This is a genomic window from Nostoc sp. (assembly GCF_036917515.1).
GTDB lineage: Bacteria > Cyanobacteriota > Cyanobacteriia > Cyanobacteriales > Nostocaceae > Nostoc.
In genome coordinates this window covers 1-12,438 of sequence record NZ_JBALDE010000142.1, presented here as the reverse complement: position 1 = coordinate 12,438, position 12,438 = coordinate 1, and the positions used below count along the sequence as shown (strand labels likewise).

The window sequence follows — 12,438 nt, the reverse complement described above, 5'->3', positions numbered from 1 at the left end:
ATTTATGAGTGTTGATCGACAAAGTTTGATAACCAGTTAAGCAGGTTTAATTTGTGTAAAATGATTTGACGTGCTTCTGCGATCGCATCTTTGGCAGCATACCAAGCATCAGGTGTAGCTGTCACTTCTTGGATGTAGGCAATGCCTTTTTCATCTAAACTCGGCAACCGTAAAAAACTACCCGGTGGTAATAATTTATCAGCCGCCGGGCCACCATAGTAAATTGGTAAACACCAAGCAAGTAAACTATCCCAAAGTTTCTCACTTACATACCAATTATTATCAGCATAGTTTTCAATTGCCAGATTGTAATAGTATGGTGCCATGCCATACCATTTGTTAGTTAGTTCTCCCGAACTGTTCGCCCATTCTGGTAAGTTACGCCCATACAAATCAAATTTCATGCCACTAGATTGCAAAGATTGTAAAAAATCTAAACGCTGGCGATGATTGACTGTGCGGCTAATTCCGGAAGTAATCCAACTACATGGAGCAACTTTTGGAGGCGGTGGCATTTCATTCAAATCTTGAAATGAATTTGAATGATACCAAATAGCAGGCATATAGTCAGGAATGGGAGCAAAATCATCGGGACCAGAAACATAGCCAGAATACTTCTGGGCTTCTTGATAATTATAATTAGTTATTTTTACAATCTCATCTAAAGGCGGTTCTCTGAGCAAATAAATAATTCGCTCTTTGTTGACACCACGCAGTAGAGATTCAACATTTACTACTGGGTTTTGCTGCTGTTTGCGAAAACTATCTAACCAAGATTTTTGCGGCGATGCTTGAGGAAAATCAAATTGATATAGCAACATAAAGTCTGGCTTTTGTGCCATTTTCAACATTTGAATGTTCTTCCAAACACCAAAGTAGTGCGGAGTTTGTTGCCATAACCAATCTTTGTTTTTAGCAAGACCTGAATAGCTGCTAATCATCCCAATAGTTTTAATAGTCATAAATCGTATTTATTCGGTTATTTTTTAGTTAATTTTTGTACCATTACCTTAAAATTGGTGGACGGCATTCTTCTTCTAGATAGCTTAATATTTTAGTAATTCTATTCTCCCAAGAAAATTGCTGGGCAAAATCTATACTAGCTGCATAACCCTCTATTTTTCTGGGATAAGTTTCTAACGTATGTTGAATAGATTGGGCAAGTTTATGCGGGTTATCTGGTGTACACCAACTGGCAATCAAAGGTGATGTTTTGAATTCCATTAAAGGTGGAATCTCAGTTACAACGATAGGAGTGCCAGCAGCCATGTACTGAAAAAACTTAACTGGATTCGTGAAATCTGCTGATTTTCCAGCGCAGTGAGGATGAACCAAAATATCAGCTGCTTGAAACAAGCTGACTAATCGTTCCCGTGGAAGTATCCAGCCCAAGAATTTAACGTTTTCGACATTTTTATCTTTGGTTATTTGTTGATATGCTTGTACTTGTGCTTCTGTACCTCCGGTGATTACAAACTGAATTTCTGGTAATTCTTTAGCAGAATCAATTAAGAGATCGACTCCTTTGAAAGGATACAAAGCGCCTGAATAGACAACTAAATGCTTACGTCCATTTATCAGCAATTCTTGCCGCCACTTTTCAGCTGCTTCGGGCTGTCTGATTGAAAATGATTGATTGAATCCGTTATGTAGCCAAACTACTTTTTCCGGTGGCATTCCATTTTCTATTAGGCTTTGCCGGATGGGTTCTGACTGAGTTATAGCTATTTGAAAATAGGGACTGTGGACAATTTCTTGCTCAAATTTTCGGTCTTGAAAGTAGTGACGTTCATAAATTGTCGGAACTTTATTTTTGACTGCGGCTTTAACAAAGTTCCAATCTCGTGTATGGACAACTTTAGTATGAGGTAAAATATGAACTGGGAAATAATATTTGGTTACTACTGTACTAGAGTTAGTAAATTTACCACCTATTTTATCAATAGGCCAAGGCATTGGTAATGCCGCCACTTTAAGCTTTTCTTGCACATCGTAAAATTCAATAAATTCTTTGCCGGGTTTTTTGGGTTGATAAGGATAAATTAACGATAGTAAATTAACAGAAGAATTTTTATCTGGATAAATTAAAACTGAGGAGTAGCCTAAGTTAGCTGCTGCGTTGGCACAAAGAACATCATGAATTTCGTGTGCTGTGTCCGGCTTGAATGATAGCTCTCCGGTGTAAAAAATATATTGATTTTTATTGGAAGAATTTATCATTTATTTGGATGATAGTTTTTTTTAAGATTGTCGTATAAGTATTTTTGTTCCTGACATTAACTAAAATTAAATTTTATTTTCAAAAACTTTTAATACATCTAATAGGTAAATAGTAGATTGATAAGATTCTGTAATTAATAGATTTTGTTTTTGGGGTTCGGATTCTAATTTATCGACTAGCAAGCGCAGAGAGCTAATCAGAGGATAGAGACGCGTGCGAAACTCATCCGAAATATGGCTAAATTGATACTGATTATTTTCATCTTGATTTTGGTCTATATCTGAGGATAACTGCCAGTTAATTTTCAGGTTAACCACATCGCTGAAGAGATCGATGGCGTTGAGAACTCTTAAGGCTGAGTTATATGATTGGTCAATTAATTCCTGCCGTTCTTGGGAATTGTCTACTAAATCGTCAACTAATAGTCCCAGGAAACCAATCATTGAGTTAAGCCTTGTACGCAGTTCGTGAGAAATGCGGTTAAAGCTAGGATTAGTGTTGGTGGAAGTTTCAGTCTGAGCGGCAAATTGCATTGAGTAGAGGCGTGAGTAATAACCCCCTTTTTGTAAAAGTGTTTCATGGGTTCCCACTTCTACCACCTGTCCTTGATCTAATACGGCAATTTGATCGGCTTTTTGGACTGTGGAAAGGCGGTGAGCTATTACAAGAGTTGTGCGATCGCGACTTAAGTCGTCGAGTGCAGCTTGTACTAAACGTTCGGAAACGGTATCTAAAGCGCTGGTGGCTTCATCTAAAATCAAAATTTCTGGATTTTGCAGCAGGGCGCGAGCGATCGCTAATCTTTGCCTTTGTCCACCAGACAACATGACGCCGCGATCGCCAATTTGACTGTCAAATCCTTGAGATAATTTATCAATAAATTCATAAGCATTTGCCCGTTTTGCTGCTGAGATAATTTCATCTTCAGTAGCTTCCGGTCTTCCATAAGCAATGTTATTTCGCACCGAGTCATTAAAGAGAAATGTATCTTGACTGACAATTCCCATGTTGGTTCTGAGAGATTTGATATCAAAATCACGCAGGTCTTTGCCATCGATAGAGATACTACCAGATGTCGGATCGTAAAATCTGGGTAAAAGGTCAGCCAAGGTAGACTTACCAGCACCAGAACCACCTACCAGAGCGAGAGTTGTACCACGGGGTAAAAATAAATTTACATCTTTGAGTACTAACTTTTCATGACTGGGGTAGGCAAAGGAAAGTAAATTAAAGCGTATTCCTTCTTTTAAGTTTGTGTAGATCGCATTACCATTTTTCATAAATGGCTTGCGATCGCGACTTAAAAACTCACTCACTATTTCTACGCTAGTAGCACTATTGGCAAAGCTGCTACGAAGACTATTTAACTGAGAGACCAAAGGCAACAGTCGCAGTAATACTAATAAATATGTCAGTAGTACCGTTGAAATGAAAGAAATCTGGTTGGCAAAGAAAGTTTTACTTAAGAATACAATCATAAGTAAGGCTATAACTCCCATCACCTCACTTATCGGCCCGATCGCTTGTGAATTTACCTGAGATTCAAAATCTGCTTTTTCGCGATCGCGGATTAATTTGGTAATTTTTTGATATTCTCTGTCTTCATTGGCAGTTGACTTTACCAAACGAATTCCATTCAATGTTTCTAAAACACTGATGGAATAAGATGTAGACATTTCTGATAGTTGTTGACCAAATTTTTTCGCTCTACTAATTGTGTATTGATTGATTAATGTTATAAAACCCAATAGAATTGTTGCTGCGATTGTTAACTGCCAAGAAATTGCTAATAATAAACCAACGAAAACTAAAATTGTTATTATTAAAATAACTAAATTTATCATACTACCGATAGCACTAGAAGTGCGGGCAGTTTCCGAACCAAGGCGATTAATAATATCACCTACTTTCGTTTTTGAATAATAGTCTATATCAATATCTAGCAATAACTCTAAACTAGCTTCGCGAATATCCGCATTTAATCTCCGAGTGAAAACACTCGATGTTAAAATACTAAAATAACTCGATAAGTTTTTTAAGAAAATTATAAATATAATTGTTCCAGCCATTCCCAAATTACGAGTATTTTCGGGAAGATTATCAAATGGAAACATTACAGCTTTGAGAATCGGAGGAAAGCCAGTTAAATCTACTGGTTGTCCGACAATTCTCAAAATTACTGGCACAATCAAAGTTACACCGACACCATTAAATAAAGCACCAGAAAATCCTAACAGCATCGTTAGGATAATTAAACCTGGATAGGGTTTGGCGAATCTTAAGATTAGTTGACCTTTAGACATTGGTTTTTATCATCATGATTTACTTAGTATTAACCCAATTTATAAATTAATGCTTTAATTAATTGTTTTAATTCCTCAATATCAATTTACTGGTTATAAATGGGCAATTACTGACTCCATAGTAGATGCCATTTTCTCTACACTATATTTTTCTAAACATCTATATCTCGCTTTTTTACCTATTTCATTAGCTGTTTCTAAATCCTGAAATATTAATTTAATTTGTTCTGCAATTTGTTCTGGAGAGGCTGGATCGACTAAATAACCAACTTCATTTAAAATTTCCGGAATATCTCCTACTCGTGTTGCTAAAACTGGCTTTGCCATTGCCATACCATCCATGAGTTTAATCGGAAATTGTGCCCTTGCCACAGATGTATCTCGTTGCGGAACTACTACAATATGGGCCGCAGCCACGACTTCCGGCATTTGTTCTATTGACGTTTGAGGCAGCATAATAATCCACTGTCCCCAGCGCTCAATCAACTGTTCATCATAGTTATCGTAAGGATTACCACCAACAATCACTAGCCTGAAGTCAGATTCTTGTAACTGGTCAAGTGCTATTAAAACATCCTCTAGACCCTTGTGCGGTCGAGGCGCACCAGGGAACATGAGAATGCGGTATTCAGCTAAACCATATTTTTGGCGACTGATTTGCGGATCGTACTTTTGGGGATCAAACAAGCAAGTATCTTTGCCATTGGGTATATAAACACCACCAAAACGATTCAGCAAGAATTGAGTATCTGCTGTAATAGCGTCGGCATGATTGATTAATGACTCCATCCACTTTAAGTAAAGTGGATGGTTTGGATTCCTTAAAGCACCTTCTTTTTTTAGAAGTTCTCTAGCTAGCTGTTTCAAATTAGGGCGATACTGCCACTCATCGCCGCCATACCAACTTAATTCCCAATCATCAATATCTAAAATCACTGGTCTATGGCTGCGGATTTTGTTAATTAAAGCTACACCATAGCTTGTAGGTTTTGGTTTAACAGCGCAGATAATATCTCCATCTATCTTATTTAAAATTTGCCTGACAGAACCGAACAATTGGGGATAATCGCAGCCTGGTAGACAGAAAATTGCTAAATCAGATGGTGGCTCTGGATAAATATTTTTTCCAAATAAAAATCCTAATACTTCTACTTCATAATTTAATTTTTTAAAAATTTGACTTAGCAAATATGCTCTATCGATTCCACCTTTAGAAAAGTTAGGCGTGAGGATTGAAACCTTTAATTTTTTATTTTGTTTATTCATAATAAATTAGGTATCAGTCCATCAATATACAAAGTTTTTTTGAGAAATTTTTAAGATTTCTTGGTAAAGTGTCAGCATCTCTGAAGCAACAGTATCCATTGTACGTACTAGCTGGATACCTTGACGTAATTTAGCTAGCAAATCGGCGTCTTTGGCTAAAGTAGCGATCGCTTCAGCCCATGCTTGGACATCTTTTGCTGGAACTAACCAACCATCAATGCCGTGACGGACTAACTCAGCAATTCCTCCTAAATTTGAACCGAGTACGGGAATACCCATAGCTTGTGCTTCTAAAGCAACTATAGGCCCAGTTTCTAACCACTGCGACGGTATGGCTAGGATATCGAAACCTGCTAATGCGTCTGGTACTGCTTCGCGTGAAAGTGGTTCAGCAATCCGAATCCGGCGATCGCTGCTCGCGATCGCCATAACTTTTTCACGATTGGCAACACCGTATTTTCCCGGATGAGTAGCATGAATAATTAACTCTACAGATACATCATTCGGTAGACTATGTACCGCTTCTACTAAGACTTGTACCCCTTTAGTTTCTTGCCAGCGACCCAAAAAGCCGATTTTTAATATATTTTGTAGTTTTGGTGTGACTTCGCGTTTGAAAGTGTTAGCAACACCTTGCCGACAGACAGTAAGTTTTTCGGGAGGAACATTGTTTGCAACAAAAGCATTGTATTGCCAATTACTCGTTACAACAATGCGATCGGCTAGTTTTGCTAGTTGCATCAAATTGCGTCTATGTTGAGACACTAGAGTAGGAATGCCAAAAGTTTTACCAAGTAGGCGTAGCTTGAAATTTTTAGAGGTAAGTAATTTTGTTTCTGCTGCTACCCCAACATCCAAGGGAACTCGGCTTAAAGTCTTGAGCATCCAAGGTACTACTTGCTTTGGTACTCCCAAACATTGACTACAATTAACAGAGTCAATCAGCCCATCGCAAGGTTCTTTGTCCCAGCGCATCATTGTACCACGCAGACATATAGGCTCAGGCATGTGGACGGTGACAACAGTAGCCATCCCTAACTGGCGGGCGAGAGCAAGATGATGTAAACCGCAGTCAAATCGCCATGAATGTTGATGGTATACATCGGCTCGATTGTTTTCTAGCCAATTAGCAAAAGTTTTAAAGCCTCCGTGGGGTAGCTGTTTGTGTACCTGTATCTTACTGGGGTTAGGAAAAACAGGATAACGATAAACTGATATACCATTATATTCGTAGGTATCTTCTTCTGTACCTTGTTGAGGAGCAGCAATAATACTTTCGAGTCCATGTACTTGTAAGCCATGCAGTAGTGAATCTAAATATACTTCAACACCACCTGATGAATCTGGAAAATACCAGCTAGTTGTATGGATTAGCTTCATCTATGAACCTGCAAAGAAAAAATTGGAAAGCTCATTTTTTTTAAAATGATTGTTCTATTTTTCATTATTAACATCTATCTTTTATCAATAACCGGAAGTGAATCTATAAAATTTTGTACTAAGAGTTAATAAGTATGTACGAATTTTTTGATTACTGATTTTGGGTTTTTGAGTAAATAAGATAATTTAGGGCAAAAATAACAGAATAAATCTAACTTAGCTTTTACATTTCCTTCCAGAGAAATTTTACTGATACGCCCAGATCATAATTTATAGTTACTTAGCATAGTTTTAAGTATTATTACGGTTGTATACTATCATAGTACTCATGGAGTTTCTCAACCTTTTCTCACTGAGATATTTAAGATTGCTGATAAATTCCAAAGTATTTACTTGAAAGGGAGATATTAAGTAATGCAAGTAATCAGGCTTGAGGCACTTTCAGATAATTACATATTTTTGCTGGTAGATCGCCAGCAACAAATTGCTGCTGTTGTTGATCCAGCAAAGGCTGAACCAGTACTAAAGCAACTTGCACAGTTAAAAGCTAAGTTAGTAGCGATTTTCAACACACACCACCACAATGACCATGTAGGCGGCAATCAGCAATTAATAGAACACTTCCCGCAACTAAAAGTCTACGGTGGCGTCGAAGATCGCGGGCGAATTCCGGGACAGCAGGTGTTTTTGCAAGAAGGCGATCGCGTTGAGTTTGCAGGCCGCATAGCTGAAGTTATTTTTGTTCCCGGACATACCCGTGCTCATATCGCTTACTACTTTCCCCCGGAAAAATCTGGTGAGACAGGCGATTTATTTTGCGGCGATACCTTATTTTCTGGCGGCTGCGGTCGCTTGTTTGAAGGAACACCAACTCAAATGGTAGACTCCTTAACCAAACTGCGCTCTCTACCAGATGATACACGTATCTGGTGTGCCCACGAATACACTTTAAAAAATTTGCAATTTGCCATAACTGTGGATGGCGATAATGCCGACTTACAAAAACGCTTCAATGAAGTGAAAAATGATCGTAGTCGAGGAGAAGCTACTATCCCCTCGCTGCTGGGAATGGAAAAGCGAACCAATCCCTTTTTACGTTGGGATCAGCCATCATTACAATCAACTGTTAAAGGTAGCGATGGAGTGCAAACTTTTGCGCGGATACGAGAAATGAAAAATAACTTTTAGGTATTGGGCATTGGGGATTGGGCATTGGGGATTGGGCATTGGGGATTGGGCATTGGGCATTGGGTATTGATTATTCTCCCTTGCTCCCCTGCTCCCCTGCTCCCATTCCTCTAACTTTCTAGCGCTAATAGTTGCGATCGCACCCTTTCTTTCGCTAGGATCTGTAAGCTTTAGGGTATGGGCAAAGCTACTTGGGACAATATACTCATTTCAGCAGTTCTAAGTTCTGAAAAAACACTCGTGATTCAGGACTCTTTACTCAGCACTGGCTCAACCTATGCTACTGCTAACAGCACTGTTTTAGTGAGCTATGCTGCCCAAACCCACTCAAATTAATCAGATTTTACAGGAAAAACCAAAAACGATGGCGAAACGCGTGCAGTTAGTTTTAAATCAGGATATCAGCAAGCTGGGGAAATCTGGCGACTTAGTGGAAGTAGCTCCTGGCTACGCTCGTAACTATCTGATTCCCCAGAAATTGGCAACCAATGCTACTCCTGGAATTCTCAAGCAAGTAGAACGCCGTCGCGAGCAAGAGCGTCAACGGCAATTAGAACTTAGACAACAAGCTCTTGAGCAAAAAGAATCTTTAGAAAAAGTTGGAAGCTTGACAATTGCCAAGCAAGTTGGTGAAAATGAAGCAATTTTCGGTACTATCACCAGCCAAGATGTTGCAGACGCAATTAAGGCAGCCATTGGTCAGGAAATCGATCGGCGTGGAATTACCATCCCTGATATTAACCACCTTGGTACTTATCAAGCCGAAATCAAGCTGCATTCGGAAGTAGCGGCGCAAGTTGATATTCAAGTAGTCGCTAGCTAACTCAGAAGGGAGACACAGGGATGAGGGGGATGAGTCTCTAGCAAAAGACGCGATTAATCGCATCTTTAGCAAAATCTCAAAATTAAAATCGTTTATGGCTGAAGAATTGAGTTTTCAAGGGCTAGGTAGCGATCGCCTCCCACCACAAAATATTGAGGCGGAAGAAGCGATTTTGGGGGGTATTTTGCTAGATCCAGAAGCGATTAGTCGAGTTAGCGATCGCCTCCTTCCCGAAGCTTTTTACATTAGCGCTCACAAAAATATTTATCAAGCAGCTGTGAGGCTCCACACTCAAGGTAAACCCACAGATTTACTCTCTGTCACCAGTTGGCTGACTGACCATGATTTGCTTGCCCGGATTGGTGGTAGAAATAAATTAGCAACTCTGGTAGACCGTACAGTGTCAGCAGTGAACATCGACGCCTTAGCAGGGTTAGTCATGGAAAAATACCTGCGGCGACAGTTAATTAAAGCTGGCAATGAAATTGTACATCTTGGTTACGAAACAGAAACCGAGTTACCACAGGTTTTAGACCAAGCAGAACAGAAAGTATTTGGTGTTACTCAAGAGCGTCCCCAATCGGGTTTAGTCCACATTTCTGATACTTTAATTAATAATTTCCAGGATATTGAAGATAGAAATCAAGGTATTGCTTTACCTGGAATTCCCTGCGGATTTTACGATTTAGATGCGATGACCAGCGGCTTTCAACGTTCTGATTTGATTATTGTCGCTGGTAGGCCATCAATGGGGAAAACTGCATTTTGCTTAAATCTTGCTCATAATATTGCCGCTTCTTATAAGTTGCCAGTTGCTTTTTTCAGCTTGGAAATGTCAAAAGAGCAACTGACGCAACGTTTATTAGCTAGTGAAGCGCAAATTGAAAGTAGTTATTTGCGAACCGGTCGCCTCAGTCAAACACAGTGGGAACCTTTAAGCCGTGCTATTGGTATCCTTTCCGAGATGCCAATTTATATTGATGACACGCCGAATATTACAGTTACACAAATGCGTAGTCAGTCAAGAAGACTACAAGCTGAAATAGGAACTGAATTAGGATTAATTGTAATAGATTACTTGCAATTGATGGAAGGAGCAGGTGATAATCGCGTCCAAGAATTATCAAAAATTACGCGTCAACTCAAAGGTTTAGCACGGGAATTATCTGTACCAGTAATTGCCTTATCTCAGTTGAGTCGAGGAGTGGAAGCACGTACTAACAAACGCCCAATGTTATCTGATTTGAGAGAAAGTGGAAGTATTGAACAAGATGCCGATTTAGTAATAATGTTATACCGCGATGAATATTACTCTCCCGATACTCCCGATCGCGGGATTGCAGAAGTGATTATAGCTAAACACCGCAATGGGCCTACAGGTACTGCGAAACTTTTGTTTAATCCACAATTTACAAAGTTTCAAAATTTAAAAATTTAGCCATTGAATTGGGGACTGGGGATGGGAGACTGGGAGAAGTCAATGCCCAATGCCCAATGCCCAATGCCCAATGCTCAATGCCCAATGCCCTAGTTTTTACCTAACTCCTAGCAATTCCACATCAAAGATTAGAGTTGCATTGGGTGGAATCACGCCACCAGCACCACGAGCGCCGTAGCCTAACTCTGGGGGGATGATTAACTGACGACGACCGCCTACTTTCATGGTGCTAAGTCCTTCATCCCAACCTTTGATTACCTGTCCAGCACCGATTTTAAAGCTGAAGGGTTGGCCGCGATCGCGTGAACTATCAAACTTAGTACCATCTTCTAAAGTGCCCACATAGTGAACTTCAACCGTTTGTCCAGGTTTAGGAGTCGCTCCAGTCCCCTCTTTTAACTCCACATACTTTAATCCAGAGGGAGTGGTTATGGCATTAGCATCAGACATAGTATTACTCGCAATTAAGATATTGTTTTCAGTTACAGTTGTGGACGCTGGTGGCGTTTGGGTTAACTCGGCAGCAATGGCAGTATTCTGTTTACTGCTTACTTGCCCCACAACCAAAAGCACAACACACACCAGCATGAAAGCCACGCTGAGGAAAATTGGTTTCAAAATCAGTTCTCCTTACTTAGGTATCCTGGCAAAAAGATTACCAACAGGACACATTTAGTTTAAATCAGAAAGGGCATTCTAACGCCAAAGCTTATTTTCTAAATCGCGTAATTGACGCTCTAAACGGTCTATTCTACCCCTCAGTTCGTCCACTTCTGACTGACGAGCCACCCCCAAATCCTGCATCATATTTCGCATTTGCCGTTGCATTTGGACATCGAAGTTTCCCTGTTCCGACTTTAACTGCTGGGCAATATCATCTATTACCGCCTTGGCTTGCTCAGGATTGAGTTTGCCATCTTTAACTAAATCATCGCTGACTTGCCGCAGTTTTTCTGCGACTATAGAGGTTGTGCCAAGACCCACCATCATTAACTGTTGCAACCAGTTGTTGTTGTCCATACTCCCTTCCTCTTACTTATTAACCAGCCGACCCTTGCTCCTGAGTGTAGGCAATCAAGCTTCTTAAAACGTAGTTATTCTAGCCTACAGCTCTATTTTGGCAAATTGGCAAGCACAAAGATCAAAGGACGTGATTATAGAACTTCTCAAGTTTAAGGTTGCCCAAATTTACCTATTTTTGCGATGTCAAAGGAGATTCCCTCTAAATTACAAAACTCACACTCATCCTTTGTGGTGAATGTGAGTAGTTCACGGGAAGATTTTATCTAGACAGTGCTGAATATCCAGGATTTATCGTCAAAAGAGAAGTTAAATTTGTGTACGCCATTTCTGAAAAGCGATCTCGTAATCCTCTGATTTACTCTGATAAACACTCCACCAATGAAAAAATAATCCTAACCCCCATCCTAATATTGGGAAAATAGCCCAAAAATAACTAGGACTAGTGATTAAATTTAAGAGAATAAGGAATAAGTTCACCGCTATGAAAGAAACAAAGTGTGTCCAAAAGGCTCTACGTCGGAAAGTATTAAATGTGTGTCGCGAACGTTCCTCTTCTTGTTGAGCCAACCACTTTTGTTCAGTTGTTTCCAAAATCTTAGAAGAAATACCTAACTCAGATGCCATTTCTAAAAGCTGTTCTCGTGAAAATTCACTTTCCTGTTTACGAGTGAGTGCTTTTTGTAGGATTTGTTGGACATCTTCTGAGAGGATGTTTTAAAAGTGAGGGGCTATTGTAAGAAAACTCACAAGGCTTAAGCTGAAAGATTGAAGATATCAGCACCTTGTGAGCAAATGA

Annotated in this window: 11 protein-coding genes; 3 read left to right on the top strand and 8 right to left on the bottom strand. The window is 39.6% G+C overall.

Annotated elements, in window-relative coordinates; all coding sequences use genetic code 11:
• Positions 1-2 precede the first annotated feature (2 nt).
• The 5 genes from V7K89_RS18540 to V7K89_RS18520 form a co-directional block, all read right to left on the bottom strand.
• Complete coding sequence (locus tag V7K89_RS18540) at positions 3-962, bottom strand: glycosyltransferase family 10 domain-containing protein (RefSeq protein ID WP_335189602.1); 960 nt, start codon at positions 960-962, stop codon at positions 3-5.
• A 43-nt stretch (positions 963-1,005) separates the two neighbouring features.
• The gene (locus V7K89_RS18535; RefSeq protein ID WP_335189600.1) at positions 1,006-2,220 is read right to left on the bottom strand and encodes a glycosyltransferase family 4 protein; all 1,215 of its coding nucleotides are present in this window, start codon (positions 2,218-2,220) and stop codon (positions 1,006-1,008) included.
• A 66-nt stretch (positions 2,221-2,286) separates the two neighbouring features.
• Positions 2,287-4,524: an ATP-binding cassette domain-containing protein gene (locus V7K89_RS18530; RefSeq protein WP_335189598.1), complete on the bottom strand. Its 2,238-nt coding sequence runs from the start codon at positions 4,522-4,524 to the stop codon at positions 2,287-2,289.
• A gap of 93 nt (positions 4,525-4,617) precedes the next feature.
• Entirely contained in the window at positions 4,618-5,790 is a 1,173-nt protein-coding gene (locus V7K89_RS18525; protein ID WP_335189596.1) for a glycosyltransferase family 4 protein, read from the bottom strand.
• A gap of 21 nt (positions 5,791-5,811) precedes the next feature.
• Positions 5,812-7,170, bottom strand: coding sequence for a glycosyltransferase (locus V7K89_RS18520; protein WP_335189594.1), 1,359 nt, complete (start codon positions 7,168-7,170; stop codon positions 5,812-5,814).
• Positions 7,171-7,584: 414 nt separating this feature from the next.
• On the opposite strand from V7K89_RS18520, the gene gloB reads away from it, so the two are divergent.
• The 3 genes from gloB (at position 7,585) to dnaB (ending at position 10,619) form a co-directional block, all read left to right on the top strand.
• Positions 7,585-8,358 carry a hydroxyacylglutathione hydrolase gene (gene gloB / locus V7K89_RS18515; protein WP_335189592.1) on the top strand — a complete coding sequence of 258 codons (774 nt, stop codon included), beginning with the start codon at positions 7,585-7,587 and terminating at the stop codon, positions 8,356-8,358.
• 364 nt (positions 8,359-8,722) lie between these two features.
• A complete protein-coding gene (gene rplI / locus V7K89_RS18510) occupies positions 8,723-9,181 on the top strand; it encodes a 50S ribosomal protein L9 (RefSeq protein ID WP_335189633.1) in 459 nt (152 codons plus the stop codon).
• A gap of 94 nt (positions 9,182-9,275) precedes the next feature.
• Positions 9,276-10,619: a replicative DNA helicase gene (gene dnaB / locus V7K89_RS18505; RefSeq protein ID WP_335189590.1), complete on the top strand. Its 1,344-nt coding sequence runs from the start codon at positions 9,276-9,278 to the stop codon at positions 10,617-10,619.
• Between the two features lie 96 nt (positions 10,620-10,715).
• Here dnaB and V7K89_RS18500 read toward each other — a convergent pair whose 3' ends face one another.
• The 3 genes from V7K89_RS18500 to V7K89_RS18490 form a co-directional block, all read right to left on the bottom strand.
• Positions 10,716-11,237: an FKBP-type peptidyl-prolyl cis-trans isomerase gene (locus V7K89_RS18500; RefSeq protein ID WP_335189588.1), complete on the bottom strand. Its 522-nt coding sequence runs from the start codon at positions 11,235-11,237 to the stop codon at positions 10,716-10,718.
• A 78-nt stretch (positions 11,238-11,315) separates the two neighbouring features.
• Positions 11,316-11,639 carry a phasin family protein gene (locus V7K89_RS18495; RefSeq protein WP_094352173.1) on the bottom strand — a complete coding sequence of 108 codons (324 nt, stop codon included), beginning with the start codon at positions 11,637-11,639 and terminating at the stop codon, positions 11,316-11,318.
• Between the two features lie 309 nt (positions 11,640-11,948).
• A complete protein-coding gene (locus tag V7K89_RS18490) occupies positions 11,949-12,266 on the bottom strand; it encodes a 2TM domain-containing protein (protein WP_335189585.1) in 318 nt (105 codons plus the stop codon).
• Positions 12,267-12,438: the final 172 nt, after the last annotated feature.